The organism is Streptomyces chrestomyceticus JCM 4735 (genome assembly GCF_003865135.1).
Lineage (GTDB): Bacteria > Actinomycetota > Actinomycetes > Streptomycetales > Streptomycetaceae > Streptomyces > Streptomyces chrestomyceticus.
This window is the reverse complement of sequence record NZ_BHZC01000001.1, coordinates 6491563-6511716: the sequence shown is the minus strand read 5'-3', so window position 1 is coordinate 6511716 and position 20154 is coordinate 6491563. Positions and strand designations below refer to the sequence as shown.

General features: G+C 72.7%; 18 protein-coding genes and 1 pseudogene. 13 read left to right on the top strand and 6 right to left on the bottom strand.

Annotation, left to right across the window (positions count from 1 at the left end; translation table 11 throughout):
- Positions 1-357: 357 nt before the first annotated feature.
- Positions 358-1962: an MFS transporter gene (locus tag EJG53_RS28200; protein WP_125047228.1), complete on the bottom strand. Its 1605-nt coding sequence runs from the start codon at positions 1960-1962 to the stop codon at positions 358-360.
- A gap of 200 nt (positions 1963-2162) precedes the next feature.
- Between EJG53_RS28200 and EJG53_RS28195 the strand changes: the two genes are divergently transcribed.
- The 7 genes from EJG53_RS28195 (at position 2163) to EJG53_RS28165 (ending at position 10146) form a co-directional block, all read left to right on the top strand.
- On the top strand, positions 2163-2777 hold the full coding sequence (locus tag EJG53_RS28195) for a TetR family transcriptional regulator (RefSeq protein WP_125047227.1): 615 nt from the start codon (positions 2163-2165) through the stop codon (positions 2775-2777).
- 269 nt (positions 2778-3046) lie between these two features.
- Complete coding sequence (locus EJG53_RS28190) at positions 3047-4270, top strand: alpha/beta hydrolase (protein ID WP_244955371.1); 1224 nt, start codon at positions 3047-3049, stop codon at positions 4268-4270.
- Between the two features lie 175 nt (positions 4271-4445).
- Positions 4446-5342 (top strand): DUF4429 domain-containing protein, encoded by an 897-nt coding sequence (locus tag EJG53_RS28185; RefSeq protein WP_125047226.1) that lies wholly within the window; start codon positions 4446-4448, stop codon positions 5340-5342.
- 79 nt (positions 5343-5421) lie between these two features.
- Entirely contained in the window at positions 5422-6804 is a 1383-nt protein-coding gene (locus EJG53_RS28180) for a sensor histidine kinase (RefSeq protein ID WP_371858812.1), read from the top strand.
- Positions 6801-7481, top strand: a complete 681-nt coding sequence (locus tag EJG53_RS28175) for a response regulator (protein WP_030023125.1) — start codon at positions 6801-6803, stop codon at positions 7479-7481. The genes EJG53_RS28180 and EJG53_RS28175 overlap by 4 nt, the downstream gene beginning before the upstream one ends.
- Before the next feature lie 210 nt (positions 7482-7691).
- Entirely contained in the window at positions 7692-8858 is a 1167-nt protein-coding gene (locus EJG53_RS28170; protein ID WP_125047224.1) for an alpha/beta hydrolase, read from the top strand.
- Between the two features lie 61 nt (positions 8859-8919).
- On the top strand, positions 8920-10146 hold the full coding sequence (locus EJG53_RS28165) for an acyltransferase family protein (RefSeq protein ID WP_125047223.1): 1227 nt from the start codon (positions 8920-8922) through the stop codon (positions 10144-10146).
- A gap of 73 nt (positions 10147-10219) precedes the next feature.
- Here EJG53_RS28165 and EJG53_RS28160 read toward each other — a convergent pair whose 3' ends face one another.
- Together EJG53_RS28160 and EJG53_RS28155 are read right to left on the bottom strand one after the other, a co-directional pair.
- The gene (locus EJG53_RS28160; RefSeq protein WP_125047222.1) at positions 10220-11248 is read right to left on the bottom strand and encodes an aldo/keto reductase; all 1029 of its coding nucleotides are present in this window, start codon (positions 11246-11248) and stop codon (positions 10220-10222) included.
- Between the two features lie 7 nt (positions 11249-11255).
- Positions 11256-11723 (bottom strand): MerR family transcriptional regulator, encoded by a 468-nt coding sequence (locus EJG53_RS28155; RefSeq protein ID WP_244955370.1) that lies wholly within the window; start codon positions 11721-11723, stop codon positions 11256-11258.
- 210 nt (positions 11724-11933) lie between these two features.
- Here EJG53_RS28155 and EJG53_RS28150 point away from each other — a divergent pair, with 210 nt between their 5' ends.
- Entirely contained in the window at positions 11934-12752 is an 819-nt protein-coding gene (locus EJG53_RS28150; protein WP_125047221.1) for a serine hydrolase domain-containing protein, read from the top strand.
- Positions 12753-12804: 52 nt separating this feature from the next.
- On the opposite strand, the gene EJG53_RS28145 is transcribed toward EJG53_RS28150, so the two are convergent.
- Entirely contained in the window at positions 12805-13479 is a 675-nt protein-coding gene (locus tag EJG53_RS28145) for a pirin family protein (RefSeq protein WP_244955369.1), read from the bottom strand.
- Between the two features lie 73 nt (positions 13480-13552).
- On the opposite strand from EJG53_RS28145, the gene EJG53_RS28140 reads away from it, so the two are divergent.
- From EJG53_RS28140 to EJG53_RS28120, 5 genes and pseudogenes are all read left to right on the top strand, one after another.
- Positions 13553-14743: a PucR family transcriptional regulator gene (locus tag EJG53_RS28140; protein ID WP_125047220.1), complete on the top strand. Its 1191-nt coding sequence runs from the start codon at positions 13553-13555 to the stop codon at positions 14741-14743.
- An 89-nt stretch (positions 14744-14832) separates the two neighbouring features.
- Positions 14833-15774, top strand: coding sequence for an ACP S-malonyltransferase (locus tag EJG53_RS28135; RefSeq protein ID WP_174856468.1), 942 nt, complete (start codon positions 14833-14835; stop codon positions 15772-15774).
- 13 nt (positions 15775-15787) lie between these two features.
- Positions 15788-16834, top strand: a complete 1047-nt coding sequence (locus tag EJG53_RS28130) for a ketoacyl-ACP synthase III (RefSeq protein WP_125047218.1) — start codon at positions 15788-15790, stop codon at positions 16832-16834.
- A 123-nt stretch (positions 16835-16957) separates the two neighbouring features.
- A complete protein-coding gene (locus tag EJG53_RS28125; protein ID WP_125047217.1) occupies positions 16958-17206 on the top strand; it encodes an acyl carrier protein in 249 nt (82 codons plus the stop codon).
- A gap of 78 nt (positions 17207-17284) precedes the next feature.
- Positions 17285-18552 (top strand): annotated as a pseudogene (locus EJG53_RS28120) (beta-ketoacyl-[acyl-carrier-protein] synthase family protein).
- Between the two features lie 102 nt (positions 18553-18654).
- On the opposite strand, the gene EJG53_RS28115 reads toward EJG53_RS28120, so the two are convergent.
- Entirely contained in the window at positions 18655-19524 is an 870-nt protein-coding gene (locus EJG53_RS28115; protein ID WP_125047216.1) for an NAD(P)-dependent oxidoreductase, read from the bottom strand.
- A gap of 73 nt (positions 19525-19597) precedes the next feature.
- Complete coding sequence (locus EJG53_RS28110) at positions 19598-20092, bottom strand: DUF3145 domain-containing protein (RefSeq protein ID WP_003979739.1); 495 nt, start codon at positions 20090-20092, stop codon at positions 19598-19600.
- Between the last annotated feature and the right edge of the window lie 62 nt (positions 20093-20154).

Here is a 20154-nt window from a genome sequence, read left to right as displayed (position 1 = left end):
GGCCGGTGATCCGAGCTTGGCCGGGTGCGGGCGACGAAGCCAAGCCCGTGGCGGGTGTCCCACCCTGATAGGCGATGCGCCCTTGCCGGGGTCTTCAACGGGCGGCCGGAGGCGCGCCGTTGACGGCGCTTCCCGGGCGTACGGCCGGGCGGCGTACGGCGGGGTGCGGTAAGCCTCAGGCCCGTACGGGGGACGGCACGCCTGTGGAGAAACGAAACGCGCGGCCGGCCGGAGCGGGGAGCTCCGGCCGGCCGCGCGTCAACGCGATCCGGCTTTCCGGCGGACGGCCGGACGCCAGGTGTCAGGCATCAGACACCAGGCATCAGGCGCCAGGCGTCAGGCGTCAGGCATCAGGCATCAGATGTGACCGACGCCCGCGCCCGCCTCCGCGTTGGCGCCGCGCTTGGTGAACAGCGCGACGACGGCCGCGACGACCGCCACGGCACAGGCGACGGTGAAGGCCAGGCCCATGCCCGACACGAACGTGTCGTGCACGGCGGTGCTGATCCGGTCGACGATCTGCGGCGTCATGCCCGGGGCCTGGGCCACCTGCGGCGGCACCACGCCGACCTCGGCGGCGGCCTTGAGCGCCGGGTCCGGGGCGCCCGGCAGTCCCGCCTTGGTCCAGTTGCCCGCGAAGTCCGAGCTGACCTTGCTGGACATCACGGCGCCGAGCACCGCCGTACCGAGGCTGCCGCCGACCTGCATGGCGGCCTGCTGGAGGCCGCCCGCCACACCGGACAGCTCCAGCGGCGCGTTGCCGACGATGACCTCGGTGGCGCCGACCATGACCGGCGCGAGGCCCAGGCCCAGCAGCGCGAACCACAGGGACATCGTCAGCGTGCCCGTGCTGGTGGACAGGGTGGTCATGCCGAACATGGCGACGGCGGTGAAGACCATGCCGCCGACCAGCGGCACCCGGGGGCCGAACTTGGTGATCAGCGCGCCCGCGGCCGGCGAGCCGACGATCATCATCGCGGTCAGCGGGAGCAGGTGGAGACCGCTGTCGACGGGGCTCAGGCCGTGCACGTTCTGCAGGTAGAAGGTGACGAAGAAGAGGCCGCCCATGAAGGCGAAGGCCATCAGCACCATCAGGATCGTGCCGGCCGTCAGCGGTACGGAACGGAACATCCGCAGCGGGATCAGCGGCTCGCGGACCTTGGTCTCCAGGATCGCGAAGGCGGCGAAGACGACGACCGCGGCGGCCAGGAAGCCCAGCGTCTTCGCATCGCCCCAGCCCCACTCGCCGGCCTTGATCAGGGCCCAGATGAGGCAGAACATGGCACCGGAGAGCAGCACGATGCCGGGGATGTCGAAGGAGCGCGGGGCGTTCACGGCGCGGTGGTCCTTGAGGATCACCAGGCCCAGCACCAGGGCGAGGACGCCGACCGGCACATTGATGAAGAACACCGACTGCCAGTTGACGTGCTCGACGAGCAGACCGCCGACGATCGGGCCGCCGGCGGTGGAGGCGCCGATGACCATGCCCCAGATACCGATGGCCATGTTGAGCTTCTCGGCCGGGAAGGACGCGCGCAGCAGTCCGAGGGCGGCGGGCATCAGCAGCGCGCCGAAGATGCCCTGGAGCACACGGAAGGTGATGACCAGCGAGACCTCGCTGGACAGCCCGATGGCTCCGGAGGCGAGCGCGAAGCCCACCACACCTATGAGGAACGTCTGCCGGTGGCCGAAGCGGTCACCGAGCTTGCCGGCGGTGATCAGCGAGACGGCGAGGGCCAGCAGATAGCCGTTGGTAATCCACTGGACGTCGGCGAGCGACGCCTTCAGGTCCGCCTGGATGGCCGGGTTGGCGATGGCGACGATGGTGCCGTCGAGGGCCACCATCATCACGCCGATCGCGACGGAGAACAGGGTCAGCCACGGATGGCCCCGGAGTCCCTTGCGAGGCTCCGGTACGGAAAGGTCCGGCGCGGCTTGGGCAACCGGGGTCTGAGACTTCATTCTCCGAGGCTAATGTCAGCCACTGACAGTTGACAAAGTAATTCATCAGTCGGTAACTGTCATTTAGCTCACAGGTATTCTGAGCAGCGGCAACAACGAGAAAGGCGGCGCAGGATGACCGGCTCCACGCCGCAGGTGACCCGACCTGAAACCGTCCGTCCCCCGGAGGCGAGCCCTCCGGCGGCACCGGGACCGGCGGCCTGCGTGAGCGCAAGAAGCAGCGCACCCGTGACGCGCTGATCCGCTCCGCCCTCGAACTGTTCACGGCGCACGGCTACGACGCGACGACGATCGACGAGATCGCCGAGGCCGTGGACGTCTCGCAGCGCACCTTCTTCCGCTATTTCGCGAGCAAGGAGGAGGTCGTCTTCGCCGTCCACGAGATGGTGGAGGCGCGCTTCGTCGAGGAACTGGAACGGCGCCCGGCGGCCGAGGCGCCCCTGGAGGCGCTGCACAACGCCGTGATGACCTCCTGGGACGACATCGGCGGCGCGATCCAGTCGGTGATTCCGCTCGAGCTGCACATGCGGACGTACCAGATGATCGAGTCGACGCCCGCGCTCATGGCCGCCCACTGGCGCCGCTACTCGGAGCTGGAGGAGCAGATAGCCCGGCTCATCGCGCGGCGCGAGGGCGTGGACGTGGCCACCGACCCGCGGCCGCGGGTGGTGGTCGCGGCGTTCAGCGGGGTGATGCGGGTGGCCGGGAAGGTGTGGGGCGAGGGCGAGGACGTCAGCGTCGAGTCGATCCGAGAGATCACCGAGCAGTACCTGGCGCAGATCTGCCCGGCCGTGTGCGGCGACTGGCGCGGCTGAGCGGAGACCGGTGACGGCTCTCCCGGAGGCGGTCCCCAGAAGCGGCACATACGGAAGCGTCGCCTCCAGAATCGGCGCATCCGGAAGCAGCACCCCCGGAAGCGGCCCGCCCGTCGCCCGCCCGAGTGCCTCCGTGAGTACGTTTCCGCACGTCTGAGCGACGGCCGTTACCCAACCGTGTCCGAAGTGGTCACATATGACCAGCCTGAAACGTGATATCCCTCACCCCCTCAGCGGGCACCCCGTCACGTCTCCTAGGGTGGCCCGCGGTGACTTCTTCCTTTCCGGGCCTCGGTGCCCCCTCCTTCGGCTTCCTGCAGTCCACCGCCTGGCGTGCCGCGCTCGCCCTGCTGGTGGTGTTCGTGATGCTCGCGATGACCGGCTGGACGGCCGTCAGAGGCAGCAAGGACGACGCGAACCCGCTGGCCAGCGCGCGGTCCGCCTGGGAGCACGCCTCCTTCCGCGGCCACCGGCTGCCGACCGCCGACTCCGCGCCCGGCGCGCTCGCCGCCTTCTTCCGGAAGCTGAGCCGCGCCGACCGGGCCACGCTCGCCGACCGCTACCCGCTGGTGGTCGGCAACATGGGCGGCGCCCCCGTCGACCTGCGCTACCAGGCCAACAAGCTGGCGCTGCGGCAGGCCGGTGAACTGGAACGGAAGCGGATGCACGACCGGCGGCTGACGCCGGTGGGGCGCCAGGAGGCGAGCCGGCTGATGCACCGTTTCGAGTCGATGCGCGGCCCCGGCCGGCAGATCCTCGCGTTCGACCCGGCCGGCGGCGGCCGGGCCGCGGAGGTCTTCGGCGACCTGCGGCAGGCCCGGCACGTCTCGGTGGTGGTGCCCGGTGTGGACACCAATCTCGCGACCTTCGAGCGCACCGCGCGGGCGACGAGCGCGCCCGCCGGGATGGCCAAGTCGCTCTACGACGCCGAGCGGTCGGTGCGCGACAGCGACTCCCGTACGGCCGTGATCGCCTGGGCCGACTACACCGCGCCCGCCGGGCTCGGTGTCGGCGCGGCCACCGGGCAGCTCGCCGAGGCGGGCGCGGTACGGCTGAACGCGCTGGTGCGGGCGCTGCCGAAGGCGGCTTCCGTCGCGCTGATGTGCCACAGCTACGGCTCCGTGGTGTGCGGCGTCGCGGCCCACCGGCTGCCGTCCAGCGTCACCGACATCGCGGTGGCGGGCAGCCCGGGGATGCGGGCGGAGACCGCCGCGGGGCTCGGTACCGGCGCCCGGGTGTGGGCGATGCGCAACCCCGACGACTGGATCCAGGACGTTCCGTACATGGAGGTCGGCGGGCTCGGCCACGGTGCCGACCCGGTCACCGCGGCCTTCGGTTCCCGGGTGCTGTCGGCCGCCGGCGCCGAGGGGCACGCCGGGTACTTCGTGCCCGGCACGGAGAGCCTGCGCAACTTCGCGAAGATCGGGGTGGGCGCGGTCTCCTCGGTCGACTGCGCCGCGCAGGACCGGGAGTGCTCGGCCGACCTGGCCTGAGGGACGGCGAGCGATGCCGCGCCCGGGTCCGTACCCGTGCCCGGCTCCGGGTCCGCACGGCGTGAACCGGACGGGCCGGGCGCAGGGGTGACATGGGGCAAAAGCGGCTTGACGCGCGTAGCACATGATGTCCGGAAGGGGGACGGGCGGGCGACCGCCGCTTACGATGAGCCGCATGGGTGATGTGCTGGCCGGTTTTCACGCCGTCTGGGAGTTCGACACGGACTCCGTGCTCATCCGCTTCGAACGGGGGATCCGCAGGCCGAAGCTGTTCCAGGCGCTCGGCGAACGGCGCGTCCCCTACGAGGCGCTGAGGTCCGTCGAGCTGTCCCCGGGCAGACGCGGCACGGTGGTGCTGCGCGCGGTGCCCCGGCCGGGCGCCGACCCGCTGATGGAGGCCGCCGACGGCCAGCTCAAGGACGACCTCGACCCGTACCGCCTGGCGTTGCCCGCCGACCGGGAGACCCTCGCCGAGTACTACCGCGACGAGCTGCGCGGCGTGCTCGGGCCCGCCGCCGCGCTCCCCGCCGAGGAGCATCTGGTGGCCGCGCCGGAGCCGCCGCTGACCTTCAAGGCGTACGACGGCAAGGCGTCCTTCGACGGCAGTTCGGTGGCGTTCCGCTGGTTCTGGACGGGCGCGTCGTCGGCCAAGTGGAAGTGCGGCGACCAGCACTTCCCGGTCGGCGGGCTGACCGGGGTGGAGTGGCGCTCGCCGGAAGGCGGCGCCGGGGTGCTGTCGGGCAGCGGGTACCTGCGGCTGGTGGAACGCGGCGCGGAGGACCGGCGGCCCGGCGAGGCGGACCAGGACCCGGCCTCGGTGGTCTTCGGGCTGGGGTACGGGCCGGTGCACGAGTCGCTGCCGTTCGCCGCCTCGGTGCTCCAGGCGGTACGGGCGGCCACGCCCGGCGCCGACGCGGGCCCCCGCCGGCCGGTACGGACCCGCGCCGACGAGCGCCGCGACCCGGCCGACATCGCCGACCGCATACGGCAACTGGGCGAGCTGCACACGGCGGGCCTGCTGACGGACGCCGAGTTCTCGACGAAGAAGGCCGAGCTGCTGGCGGAGCTGTAGCGGGACGACCGGGGCGCCCACCCGGGACCCGGCCGGCCCGTCCCCGTACCGGGGTATGACGGCAGAGGCCACCCCCGGTATGACGCCCCGGCCCCCGGCCGCCGCTTACGCTGATCAGGCCATGCAGACCACACCGCGCCCCACCGGCGACCGCCCGTCCGCCCGCACCCGCGCCCTGCGGGCCGGGCAGCAGGCGCTGCGCACCCTCGCCGAGGATCTCGGGAGGCCGACCGGCCCCGGCGCCGCGCTCTTCGGCCAGGTGCAGAACCGCTGGCTGCGCCTGCTGCCGTACGTGGTCGCCTTCGCCTTCATGGCCTCCCTGCTGCCGTCGACGGTGCACGTGCTCACGCACGACTACGGGCTCAGCGGCGGCCCGGCGGGCGCCCTGGCCACCGCCCAGACCGTGCCGCTGCTGCTCGCGGTGACCCGGCCGCTCCAGGCGTGGTGGGTGATCTTCGCGGCGGACGTGCTCGGTGGCATCGCGCTGGCCTTCGTGCCGGTGGGAGAGGGGCGCGCCTGGCCCTGGCCGGCCACGGTCATGGTCGGCTATCTGGTGCTGATGCTGGCGCTCTCGCTGCGCGAGCGGCGCCGTACGCTGATCGCCGTCTGGGGCGCGACCGGCGCCGTGAGCGTCCTGTTCGAGCTGGTCCGGCCGGACCGCAGCGACGGCACCTGGGTGCTGATGTTCGTCCTGTCCGGGCTCTTCCTGCTGGTGGGCGGCGCACTCCGGGAGCGCGGGGCGGCCCAGCGCAAGCTGATCGAGCAGGAGAACATCAGCGAGGCGGAGCGGGCCATGCGCACCCTGCTGGAGGAGCGCACCCGGATCGCCCGTGAGCTGCACGACGTGGTCGCCCACCACATGTCGGTGATCACGGTCCAGGCGGACAGCGCGCCGTACCGGATCAGCGGCATCCCGGAAGCCGCCCAGGAGGAGTTCAGCACGATCGCCGCCACGGCGCGCGAGTCGCTGGCCGAGATGCGGCGGCTGCTGGGTGTGCTGCGCAGCGAGGAGACGGAGCGGCACGGCGGCCCGGAGAAGGCGCCGCAGCCCGGTCTGGCGCAGTTGCCGAAGCTGGTCGAGGGGACGGTGCGGGCGGGGGTGCCGGTCGAGTTGGCGCTGCCCGACGGGCCGGTGGCCCTGGCGCCCGCGGTGGACCTGTCGGCGTACCGCATCGTGCAGGAGGCGCTGGCCAACGTCGTACGGCACGCGCCGGGCGCGCACACCCGCGTCTCGGTCACGGCCGACGAGGCCGGCGGCCGGCTGACCGTCCTGGTCGTCAACAACGCCCCGCCGCGCGTCGCCGCGCCGCTGGAGACCTCCGGTACGGGACACGGCCTGGTCGGCATGCGCGAGCGCGTACGGCTGCTGGACGGCACCCTGGACACCGGGCCCCTGCCCGACGGCGGCTTCCGGGTCGCCGCCCAACTCCCCATAACAGCAAAGGACCGCCACCCCGCATGACCACTCGGGTGATCATCGTCGACGACCAGGCCATGGTGCGCGCCGGCTTCGCCGCGCTGCTCGCCGCGCAGAGCGACATCGACGTGGTCGGTGACGCGCCGGACGGCGTGCAGGGCGTCGAACTGAGCCGCCGTACGCACCCGGACGTGGTGCTGATGGACGTGCGGATGCCGGAGATGGACGGGCTGGAGGCGGCCCGGCAACTGCTGGACCCGCCGCCCGGTGTCGTGCACCGGCCGAAGGTGCTGATGCTCACCACGTTCGACGTGGACGACTACGTGTACGAGGCGCTGCGGGCGGGGGCGTCGGGGTTCCTGCTGAAGGACGCGCCGCCGGCCGACCTGATCTCTGCGGTACGGGTGGTCGCGGCGGGTGAGGCGCTGCTCGCGCCGTCCGTGACGCGGCGGCTGATCGCCGACTTCGCCCGGCAGCGGCCCGCGCCGCGCAAGGACCGGACCGCGCTGCGGCTCAACGGGCTGACCCCGCGCGAGACCGAGGTGCTGGAACTGATCGCCCGCGGGCTGTCGAACCAGGAGATCGCGGAGGCGCTGGTGCTCGCCGAGCAGACCGTGAAGACCCACATCGGCCGGGTGCTGGCCAAGCTGGAGCTGCGCGACCGCGCGCAGGCCGTGATCTTCGCGTACGAGTCGGGCCTGGTGTCCCCCGGCGTGAACTGAGCGGGCTCCCCCGAGCACCGGCCCATGGGGGCAGGGTGGGGGTAACCCCCCAGGGGCGCCTGGGGGTGGCCGGTCGTGCTGAAGGACGAGCAGGTCAGGCACCCCCTACCCCGGTATCAGCGGACAGTTGGCCCCGCGGTGTGACGCCATGTCACCCACCCGCTTCCTACGTTTCCCTCCGTCACGCCAACGGAAGAGGGAGACCCCACCATGTCCTTGCTGCGCCGGTTCACCCCACGCGGTAGGCGCACGCTCGTCGCGGTCACGCTGGCGGCCGTGGTCGCCGGCGGAACCGGCGGCTGGGCGGCGGGGTCCACCCAGGAGGCCGTCACCGGGCCCGCGCCCGGCGCCGCCGCCTGGCGCGCCGACCACTCGCTGGGCAAGCGGCTGCCGGACCCGGCGACCGCCACCCCAGCGCAGGTGGCCCGCTTCTTCGCCGCGCTGAGCGAGGCGCAGCGGCAGGAACTGGCGGCCCGTCACCCGCTGACCGTCGGCAATCTGGACGGCGCGCCGGTGGCCCTGCGCTACCGCGCCAACGCCCTCGCGCTGGCGGCGGAACGCGACCGGCAGACGGCCCGTGCCAACGATCCGGCCGGCACCCTCCAGGACCACCAGGAGGCCCGCCGCCTGGCCGCCCGGTACGCCGAACTCCTGCGCCCCGGCCGCCAGATACTCGCCTTCGACCCGCGCGGCCGCGGCCAGGTGGCCGAGGTGTTCGGCGACCTGATGGCGGCGCGGCGGACGTCCGTGTTCGTGCCGGGCTCGGACATCGACCTGTCCTCGTCCGACCGCGCGCGCGACCCGTACGGCACGCCGTCCGGCATGGCGAAGTCGCTGCGGGCCCGGATGGCCGCCGAAGCGCCCGGTGTCCGTACGGCCGCGATCGCCTGGACCGGCTACACCACGCCGGTCGGCCTCGGCCCGGACGCGGCGACCGGCCGTCTGGCGGAGGCCGGTGCCCCGCGCCTGGCCCGCTTCCTGGACGGGCTGGCCGCCGCCGGCGTCCGCGCGCCCGCCCTGCTGTGCCACAGCTACGGCACGGTCGTGTGCGCCCAGGCCGTACCGCTGCTGAAGCCGGGGCGGATCGCGGACCTCATCGTCTTCGGCTCCCCCGGGATGCGCACGGACAGTGTGGCGGCGCTGCACACCACCGCCCGGGTGTGGGCCGCCAAGGACGCATCCGACTGGATCGGCAACGTGCCGAACGTCGAGCTCCTGGGCCTGGGGCACGGTACGGACCCGACGGACCCGGAGTTCGGCGCGCGCCGGGTGCCCGCCAGGACGGCCGAGGGGCACACCGGCTATCTCGCGCCCGGCACCGACTCGCAGCGCAACTTCGCCGACATCGCGCTCGGCCGCTACGACCGGGTGCGCTGACGGCGGCGCCGTACCCCCGCACCCGGAACACCCGTCCGAACCTCCTCCGAAGGAGGCCCTCATGGCCGCCCCACTCCTGGCTCCCCTCCGCAAGACCGTCCGCACCATCGAGGGCCGCACCCCCGCCCACCGCGACCGTGCCGTCGACGGCCTGCGCGCGCTGGCGCTGCTCGCCGTGCCGACCGGCCACTGGCTGCTCGGCGGTTTCACCCTCGATTCCGGCGGCGCGCTGCACAACGCGAGTCCGCTGTCCTCCTTCGCCGCCCTGGCACCCGCGAGCTGGGTGCTCCAGATGCTCGGCATCTTCTTCCTGGTCGGCGGGTACGCCTCGGTGCTGTCCTTCCACCGGGCCGCCGCGCGCGGGGAGTCGACGGGCCACTGGCTGCGGGCCCGGCTGGCGCGGCTGGGCCGTCCCGTCCTCGGGGTGACCGCGGTCTGGGCGGCGCTGATCCCCGTACTGTCCACGTTCGGCGTGCCCGAGGCGACGCTCCGTACGGGCGCGACGCTGGTCATCCAGCCCCTGTGGTTCGTCGGCGTCTACGCGGGCATCACCGCGCTCACGCCGTACTGCGTCCGCGCGGCGCGCCGCCTGGGCGTCTGGGCCGCGGCGCCGCTGCTGGGCGCCGTCGCCGTCGTCGACTTCCTGCGGTACGGGCCGTACGCCGACGCGATGCCGTCGTGGCTGAGTCTGCTCAACCTGCTGCCCGGCTGGATGTTCGCGTACCAACTGGGCGTGTCCTGGGGGGAGAAGCGGCTCGGCAGGCGCGCTGCCTGGACGCTGCTGCTCGGTGGTACCGCCCTGTTCGCCGCGCTGCTGCTGTTCTTCCACTACCCGGCGAGCATGGTCGGCGTCCCGGGCCAGGACCGTACGAACTCCCACCCGCCGTCGCTGCTGGTCCTCGCGCTGGCCGCCGCCCAGTCCGGCGCCGCGATCCTGCTGCGCGACCGTATCGCCCGGCTGCTGCGCCGTCCCGCTCTCTGGGCGCCCGTGGTCGTCATCAATCTCTGCGCGATGACGATCCTGTGCTGGCACCAGACGGCGATGTTCTCGGCGGCCGTCCCCGCGTCCTTCCTCGGCGGCGTGCCCGGTCTCACCACCGCGCCGGACACCGCCGGCTGGGTCCTGGCCCGCCTCGCCTGGCTGCCCGTCTTCGCCGTGGCGCTGCTGCTCATCGGCCGTCTGACCCGCCGTTTCGAGGCGCCGTGGACCGGTGTCACGACGGCCCTGCGGGCCGTGACGGGGACCCTGGCGGCGGCCTTCGCGGTGTTCGCGCTGGGGCTCGCCTGAGCCCGGCGCGGGCGCGGGAAACACGGCGGGTGGAGCCGATCGGGGGACGGCTCCACCCGCCGCGCGCGGGGTGTTACTCCCGGCCCGCCGACGTGAACGACATGTCCGCGTACCGGTCGCCCGCGACCTTGCCCGCGACGGGCGCCAGCAGCGCCAGCTCCGCCTCGCTGAGCACGAGGTGCGTGGCGGCCGCGTTCTCCTCGATCCGGCTGCGCTTGCGCGTCCCCGGGATCGGCACCACGGCCAGGCCGTGCACCTGCGCCTGCTGCTGCACCCAGGCCAGCGCGACCTGCCCGAGCGAGGCGCCGTGGGCGGCGGCGACCTCACGGACCGGCTCCAGCAGAGCCGCGTTGGCCTTCGCGTTGTCGCCGGTGAAGCGGGGCTGCTGGCGGCGGAAGTCGTCGTCGGTCAGCTCCTTGTCGGCGCTGACGAACGAGCCGGTCAGGAAGCCGCGGCCGAGCGGCGAGTACGGCACGAAGCCGACGCCGAGTTCGCGTGCGGCCGGCACCACGCTGTTCTCCACGTCCCGGCTGAACAGCGACCACTCCGACTGCACGGCCGCGATCGGGTGCACGCCCTGGGCCGCGCGCAGTTCGCTGCCGGTGACCTCGCTCAGGCCCAGATGCTTGACCTTGCCCTCGGCCACCAGCTCGGCCATCGCGCCGACCGTGTCCTCGATGGGTACGGCCGGGTCGCGGCGGTGCATGTAGTACAGGTCGATCTCGTCGACACCCAGGCGGCGCAGGCTCGCCTCGACGGCCTGACGGATGTAGGGACGGTCGTTGCGGATGACCCGCTTGGCCGGGTTCAGCGGGTCGTCCGAGTCCGCGGCGATCGCGAACTTCGTCGCCACCACGACCTCGTCGCGGTGCGCCTGGACGAACGGGGCTATGAACTCCTCGTTGTGGCCCATGCCGTACATGTCGGCGGTGTCGTAGAGCGTGACGCCCAGTTCGAGCGCCCGCTCCAGCGTGGCCCGCGCCTCGCCCTCGTCCTCCGTCGGGCCGTACGCGAAGCTCATGCCCATGCAGCCGAGGCCCTGGACACCGACCAGCGGTCCGGAGGCGCCAAGCTGAACGGTGCCGATCTTCTCTGTGGTCATGCCGTCCTCAGACTCTCTCCGACGCCCGGCGGGCGTCGGCGTAAACGTCGATCTTGTAGTCGAGGACCTGGAGCGTGCTCTGCAGCTCGGCGATCCGCTGCCGTACGTCCTCGCGGTGGGCGGTCAGCAGCCGTTCCCGTTCGGGGAAGGTGTGCTCGCCCTCGCGTACCAGTTCGGCGTAGCGGACCATGTCCGCGACCGGCATGCCGGTCAGGCGGAGCTTGGTCACCAGGTCCAGCCAGTCCAGGTCACGATTGCTGAAGCGGCGCTGGCCCGTGTGCGTACGGTCCACGTGCGGCATCAGCCCGATCCGTTCGTACCAGCGCAGGGTGTGGGCGCTCAGGCCGGTGCACTCGGCGACCTCGCTGATCGTGTACTGGTCGCGGCCGGTGGGCCGCGGGTGCCGGACCGGCCCTTTGCAGGCCGTCAGCCGTACTGGTTCCCGCACTGTCCGGTCCGTCGCCGTCACCGTCATGCCGCGCCTCCCGTAGTCGCCGGATGTCCCGTCGCCGGAACGTTTTCTCCGGATCTCTCACGACGGCTTCAACGCTAGAGACTTGGAGTGCACTCCAAGCAAGCGAAGTCTTGACCCGGTCTTGAGATGATCCGCTGCCCGCGCGGCCCGGACCCGCCTTCTCCCCCGGCCCGTCCCGGCCCCGTCCCCCGGAGCGTTAGGCTCGTGGCCATGCCCTTGCAGAGCCTTCGGATGATCGAGAACTGGCCGGTGCCGACCGCGGCCGTCGCTGTCGTACGGACCGACGGGACGGTGGCCGGATCGTACGGTCCCCAGGAGCACCGCTTCCCGCTGGCCTCGGTCACCAAGCCGCTCGCCGCGTACGCCGCGCTGCTCGCCGTCGAGGAAGGGGCGGTGGAGCTGGACGAACCGGCCGGGCCGCCCGGCTCGACCGTCCGCCACCTGCTCGCGCACACCGGCGGGCTGGCCTTCGACGAGGACCGGGTGCAGGCCGCGCCGGGTGAGCGCCGGCTGTACTCGAACGCGGGCTTCGAGGCGCTCGGCGACCACATCGCCAAGGCCACCGACATCCCGTTCCCGCAGTACCTGCGCGAGGCGGTCCTCGAACCGCTCGGCATGACCGCCACCGACCTGCCGGGCTCGCCCGCCAAGGACGGCGTCTCGACCGCCGCCGACATGGCCCGCTTCGGCGCCGAACTCCTCGCGCCGCGGCTGCTGGCGCCGCAGACGCTCGCCGAGGCGACGTCGGTGGTCTTCCCCGGCGTACGCGGTGTGCTGCCCGGCTACGGCATGCAGAACCCCAACGACTGGGGCCTGGGCTTCGAGATCCGGGACGGCAAGTCGCCGCACTGGACGGGCGCTTCGTCCTCGCCGCGGACGTTCGGGCACTTCGGCCAGTCGGGCACGTTCCTGTGGGTGGACCCGGACGCGGGCGCGGCCTGCGTGGCGCTGGCCGACCGGGCCTTCGGCCCCTGGGCGATCGAGGCGTGGCCGCCGCTCACGGACGCGATCCTCGCCGAGCTGCGCTGAACACGCGCCGCGGTGCCGCGGGGGCCCGGGCCGTACGGCGGCCCGCCGCCCCTCAGCCGTACGACGGTTCGCCCGGCATCTCCCACAGCAGGCACTCGGCGGCGCCCTCGGCGGTCAGCTCCAGGTCCGCCGCGTCCGTGACGCGCGCCGCGTCCCCGGCCGCCAGACGCTCGCCGGCCAGCCGTACCGCGCCGCGCACGACGTGCACGTACATCCGCGGCGCGTCCGGCACGGCGGACCGTTCGCCGTCGGCCAGCCGCCGTACGTGCAGCATCGAGGCGGCCCCGGGCAGCGCGTACGGCGTGCCGTCGGCGATGCCGCGCACCACCTCGTACTCCGGCTCGCCGCCGGGCCCGGTGGGCGTGAGCCACATCTGCACGAACCGCAGCGGCCCGGCGCCCTCGTTGCGCTCCTCGTGCCGCACACCGTCCGCCGAGCTGAGCCGCTGCACGTCGCCGGGCCGCACCACCGTCTCGTGGCCGGTGGTGGAGTCGCGGTGGGTCAGCTCCCCCTCGACGACCCAGGTGACGATCTCGGTGTCGCGGTGCGGGTGCTCGTCGAAACCGGCGCCGGGCGCCAGCCGTTCCTCGTTGCAGGCGACGAGCGGGCCGAAGCGCAGGTTGTCCGGGTCGTAGTGCGGGCCGAAGGAGAAGGCGTGCCGGGTCTCGATGCCGGCCGCCGCGTCACCGCCCGGATAGCGTTCGTCGCCTCTGTGTACCTGGATCACCCGACCACCGTAGCCCCCGCCCCCGAGAGCCCACCGCGCCATCACACCGCCCCGATAAGGCAGGCTTGTCCCCGTGTCTGAACCCGCATCGCGCGACCCGCACCCGCATCCGCACACCGCGACCCTCCGCCGCCTGGAGAAGTCGGCGGGAAAGCTGGCTGCCAACGCCATCGCCCGCATGGACGCGCAGTTGCCGTGGTACCGCGCCATGCCGCCGGAGAACCGCTCCTGGATCGGGCTGGTCGCCCAAGCGGGCATCGCGGCCTTCACCGAGTGGTTCCGGCATCCCGAGACCCCGCAGGCCATCAGCACGGACGTGTTCGGCACGGCGCCGCGCGAGCTGACCCGGGCGATCACTTTGCGCCAGACCGTAGAGATGGTCCGGACGACCATCGAGGTCATGGAGGCGGCGATCGACGACGTGGCGGCGCCCGGGGACGAGGGCGTGCTGCGCGAGGCACTGCTCGTCTACGCGCGGGAGATCGCCTTCGCCACCGCCCAGGTGTACGCGCAGGCCGCCGAGGCCCGGGGCGCGTGGGACGCGCGGCTGGAGTCGCTGGTCGTCAACGCGGTGCTCTCCGGGGAGGCGGACGAGGGGGCGGTCTCGCGGGCCGCCGCGCTCGGCTGGAATTCTCCCGAACATGTGTGCGTTGTGCTGGGTACGGCCCCCGACGGGGACAGCGAGCTGACGGTGGAAGCCATCCGCCGTGCGGCCCGGCACGCCAAGCTCCAGGTGCTCACCGGTGTCCTGGGCAGCCGCCTGGTGGTCATCGCGGGCGGCTCGGACGATCCGCTCAAGGCGGCGAAAGCCCTGATCGGGCCGTTCGCGGCGGGCCCGGTGGTGGCCGGTCCGGTGGTGGGCGACCTGCTGGCCGCGACCCGGTCCGCGCAGGCCGCCGCGGCGGGACTGAAGGCATGTGCCGCATGGCCGGATGCCCCCCGTCCCGTACTGTCCGACGACCTCCTGCCGGAGCGGGCGATGGCGTCCGACCCGGCGGCGCGTGACCAGTTGGTGGAGGAGATCTACAGACCGCTGGAGGAAGCAGGCTCGGCGCTCCTGGAGACGCTGAGCGTGTATCTGGAACAAGCCAGCAGTCTGGAGGGCGCGGCGCGGATGCTCTTCGTGCACCCCAACACCGTGCGCTACCGGCTGCGACGTGTGACCGATGTCACCGGATGGTCACCTTCGGACGTACGCTCCGCCTTCACGCTGCGCATCGCGCTGATCCTGGGGCGTCTGGCCGACGGCGACAGCCAACTTTAGTCTTTTGTAGAACACCAACAATTCCCCTGATGGTTCTTCGTCCCTGTCCCCACGGGCGGGCGGGACCTCCCACAAGAGAGAGTGTGAGGGTGCTCGTACTCGTCGCTCCCGGCCAAGGCGCTCAGACGCCCGGCTTCCTGACCCCCTGGCTCGACCTCCCCGGTGTCGAAGACCGGCTCCGTGCGTGGTCGGCCGCCATCGACCTGGACCTGGTCCACTACGGCACGAACGCGGACGCGGACGAGATCCGCGACACCGCGGTGGCACAGCCGCTGCTGGTGGCGGCCTCCCTGGTGTCCGCCCGGCAGCTCTTCGCGACCGCGGAGGACGTCTCCCGGCAGGTCGGCGCCGCCGCCGGGCACAGCGTCGGCGAGCTGGCCGCCGCGGCCCTGACCGGTGTCCTCTCCGAGGGCGACGCGCTGACGCTGGTGCGCAAGCGCGGCCTGGCGATGGCCGAGGCCGCCGCCGTCACCGAGACGGGCATGGCCGCCCTCCTCGGCGGCGAGCAGGACGTCGTCCTGCCGCACCTGGAGAAGCTGGGCCTGACCCCCGCGAACGTCAACGGCGCGGGCCAGATCGTGGCCGCCGGCACGGCCGAGCAGTTGGCCGCCCTGGCCGCCGACAAGCCCGAGGGCACCCGCCGGGTCGTACCGCTGAAGGTGGCCGGCGCCTTCCACACCGAGCACATGGCCCCGGCCGTGACGGCCCTGGAGGAAGCGGTCGGGCAGGTCACGGCCGCCGACCCGCACACCCGGTACGTCTCGAACCGGGACGGCCGTGTCGTCACCGACGGGCAGGACGTCGTGCGCCGCCTGGTGGGCCAGGTGGCCAACCCGGTGCGCTGGGACCTGTGCATGGAGACGTTCAAGGAGCTCGGCGTCACCGGCATCATCGAGGTGAGTCCTGGCGGCACCCTCGTCGGCATCGCCAAGCGCGCGCTGCCCGGTGTGCAGACCCTCGCGCTGAAGACCCCGGACGACCTCGACGCGGCCCGCACGCTGATCGCCGAGCACTCTGCCCAGGCCGAATAGGAGCCCCGAGAGCATGACCTCGAAGATCAAGCCCGCCAAGGGCGCCGCGTACGCGCGCATCATGGGTGTCGGCGGCTACCGCCCGACCCGGGTGGTGCCGAACGAGGAGATCCTCAAGCACATCGACTCCTCCGACGAGTGGATCCGCTCGCGCTCCGGCATCGCCACCCGCCACTGGGCCGGCCCGGACGAGACCGTGGCGGCCATGTCGGTGGAGGCGGCCGGCAAGGCCATCGCGGACGCCGGGATCACGCCCGAGCAGGTCGGCGCGGTGGTCGTCTCGACCGTCTCGCACTTCAAGCAGACCCCGGCCATCGCCACCGAGATCGCCCACAAGATCGGCGCGGGCAAGCCCGCCGCGTTCGACATCTCCGCGGGCTGCGCCGGATTCGGGTACGGTCTGACGCTCGCCAAGGGCATGATCACCGACGGCAGCGCCGAGTACGTGCTGGTCATCGGCGTCGAGCGGCTCTCGGACCTGACCGACCTGGAGGACCGGGCCACCGCGTTCCTCTTCGGCGACGGCGCCGGCGCCGTGGTCGTCGGCCCCGGCAAGGAGCCCGCGATCGGCCCGACCGTCTGGGGCTCGGAGGGCGACAAGGCCGAAACGATCAAGCAGACGTTCGGCTGGGACGTCTACCGCCGCACCCCGGTGCCCGGCGGCGACGGCCCGGACGCCCGGGTGGCGCTGGACGAGATCCGCTACCCCGCCATCACCCAGGAAGGCCAGGCGGTCTTCCGGTGGGCGGTGTTCGAGATGGCGAAGGTCGCCCAGCAGGCGCTGGACGCGGCCGGAGTCAGCCCGGAAGACCTGGACGTCTTCATCCCGCACCAGGCCAACATGCGGATCATCGACTCGATGGTGAAGACCCTGAAACTGCCGGAGAGCGTCACGGTCGCCCGCGACGTGGAGACCACCGGCAACACCTCGGCCGCCTCGATTCCGCTCGCCATGGAGCGGCTGCTGGCGACCGGGCAGGCCAAGAGCGGGGACACCGCGCTCGTCATCGGCTTCGGGGCGGGTCTCGTCTACGCCGCGACGGTCGTTACCCTCCCCTAGGCGAGATTCGCGCAACGCGTCCGGTGACCTCGCGTCCCGGTGCCTGCGCGGAACCCGTCCACACCCCCGGAACTGCAGACTTTCCACCGCCGTTCCCCGACCCATTACCGAAGGAGCGCCATCATGGCCGCCACCCAGGAAGAGATCGTCAAGGGTCTCGCCGAGATCGTCAACGAGATCGCCGGGATCCCCGCCGAGGACGTCAAGCTGGACAAGTCCTTCACCGATGACCTGGACGTCGACTCGCTGTCCATGGTCGAGGTCGTCGTCGCCGCCGAGGAGCGCTTCGACGTGAAGATCCCCGACGACGACGTCAAGAACCTCAAGACGGTCGGCGACGCGACCGATTACATCCTCAAGCACCAGGACTGATCCAGTCCCGGCGCATGTCGCCACCCCGCGGTGGCGCCGTCGATTCTCAACCCCTCAACCTGTGGAGTAGGAATTTCCGTGAACGCGACCAATCGCACCGTGGTCGTCACCGGTATCGGCGCAACCACACCGCTGGGTGGCGACAGTGCCTCGACCTGGGAAGGGATGCTCGCCGGACGTTCCGGCGTGACCGCCCTCGACCAGGACTGGGCGGCCGACCTCCCGGTCCGCATCGCCGCCGCGGCGGCCGTCGACCCGGGTGAGATCATCCCCGGGCGCAGGCCCGCAAGCTGGACCGCTCGGCGCAGCTCGCGCTGATCGCGGCCCGCGAGGCGTGGGCGGACGCCGGTTTCGAGGCCCGGGCCGGCGAGGACGCCTCGGTGGACCCGGACCGGCTCGGCGCGGTCATCGCCTCCGGCATCGGCGGCGTGACCACCCTGCTGAACCAGTACGACATCCTGCGGGAGAAGGGCTCGCGCCGCGTCTCCCCGCACACCGTGCCGATGCTGATGCCCAACAGCCCGTCGGCCAACGTCGGCCTGGAGGTCAACGCGCGGGCCGGTGTGCACACCCCGGTCAGCGCCTGTGCCTCCGGCGCCGAGGCCATCGGCTACGGCATCGAGATGATCCGTACGGGCCGTGCCGACGTCGTCGTCGCGGGCGGTACGGAGGCGGCCATCCACCCGCTGCCGATCGCCGCGTTCGGCAACATGATGGCGATGTCCAAGAACAACGACGACCCGCAGGGCGCATCCCGTCCCTACGACGCGGACCGCAACGGCTTCGTGCTCGGCGAGGGCTCCGGCGTGATCGTCCTGGAGTCGGCCGACCACGCCGCCAAGCGCGGCGCGAAGGTCTACGCCGAGGCCGTCGGCCAGGGCATCTCCGCCGACAGCCACGACATCGTGCAGCCCGAGCCGTCCGGCAACGGCATCGCGCACGCCCTGCAGAACCTGCTCGCCAACACCGACCTCAAGCCCGCCGAGATCGCGCACGTCAACGCGCACGCGACCTCGACGCCGCTGGGCGACCTGGCCGAGATCAAGGCGCTGCGCAAGGTCTTCGGCACCGACGTCGACCACATGGCGGTCTCCGCCACCAAGTCGATGACCGGCCACCTGCTGGGCGGCGCGGGCGGCGTGGAGACCGTCGCCTCGGTGCTGGCGATCCACCACCGGGTGGCGCCGCCGACCATCAACATCGAGAACCTCGACCCCGAGGCGGCGGACGCGGACATCGTCCGGGACGAGAAGCGCGCGCTGCCCGCCGAGGGCACGATCGCGGTGCTGAACGACTCGTTCGGCTTCGGCGGGCACAACGTGGTGCTGGCCTTCCGGACCGTGTGACCGGAGCCGGGACCGCTGGTCCGTGAGGTGTGAAAAGGGGCCGTGCCGTGTGGCGCGGCCCCTTCCGCGTGCCCGGGGGGCGTACGCGGAACCGCGTACGCCTCAGAAGCTGGCGTAGTACGCCGCCGCGCCGTCCTCGTCGCCGTGCCCCTGTGCCTCCGCCCGCCGGAAACGTTCCGCCGCGGCCGCCGCCAGGTCCATGTGCACCCCGCCCGCCGCGGCGGCCTCCTCGATCAGCCGGGCGTCCTTGCGCGCGGCGGACACCGTGAAGCTCGCCGGGTACGCGCCGGACAGGATCAGCTCCGACTTCATCCGGAGGTAGGGCAGGTCGAGCGGTCCGCCCGCGACCGCTTCGAGGAAGGAGCGGGGGTCCACGCCGAGTCCCTGGGCGAGGGCCAGTGCCTCGCCGGTGCCGTTGATGACGGTGAGCACCCAACTGTTGACGACGAGCTTGAGGCGGCTGGCCGCGCCCGAGGACGCGTCCTCGTCGACCCACAGGGTGCGCTGTCCGACGATGTCCAGGATGCGCGCCGCCCGCTCCCGTACGTCCTGCGGCCCGGCCGCGAGAACGGTCAGCAGGCCCTTCTCCGCGGGTTCCTTCGTGCCGACCACGGGCGCGTCCACGAGGTCCAGCCCGTGTTCGCGGGCGAAGGCGGCGAGCGGGGCGGTTCCGTCGGCGCCCACGGTGCTCATCTGGAGCCAGAGGGTCCGCGCGCGCAGGGCGGGGGCGCTCGCCCGTACGGCGTCCAGTACGGCCGGTCCGTCCAGCAGGACGGTCAGCACGGCGTCCGCGCCGTCCACCGCCTCGGCCGGGGTGTCCACGACCCGTACGCCGTCGGCGGCCAGGGGTTCGGCCTTGGCGCGGGTACGGTTCCAGGCGCGGACGTCCAGGCCGGCGCCGGCGAGGTTGCGGGCCATCGCCGAGCCCATGATTCCGGTGCCGAGCACCGCCACTGAGGTCTTGTCAGGCATGCCCGCACGCTACGGCCTGGAGCGGGCTCCAGGGCAAGGGCGGCACCGGCGCGCCGCGGGCCGGTGCGGCGGGTCAGACGACCTGGTGCAGCCAGCGGACCGGGGCGCCCTCGCCCGCGTACCGGAAGGGCTCCAGCTCGTCGTCCCAGGGCTTGCCGAGCAGCTTGGCGACCTCGGCCGCCAGCTCGGTCTCGCCGCCCGCCGAACGGGCGAGCGCGGCGCGCAGCCGGTCCTCGGGGATCAGGATGTCGCCGTGGATGCCGGTGACGGCGTGAAAGATGCCCAGCTCGGGCGTGGCGCTGTAGCGCTCGCCCTCGGCGGTGGCGCAGGGTTCGGCGGTCACCTCGAAGCGCAGCAGGTGCCAGCCGCGCAGCGCGGAGGCGAGTTTGGAGGCCGTGCCGGACTCGCCCTGCCAGGAGAACTCGGCTCTCCAGGTGCCGGGGGACGCCGGCTGGCGGATCCAGTCGAGGTTGACGCGCACACCGAGGACGCCCGCGACGGCCCATTCGACGTGCGGGCACAGCGCGCGCGGTGCGGAGTGGACGTACAGGACTCCACGTGTCGTCACCGGGACCTCCGATACGGTTCGAGGTTCGCCTTCCCCAGCGGCCTCGTGCCCGTTCCGGTCGC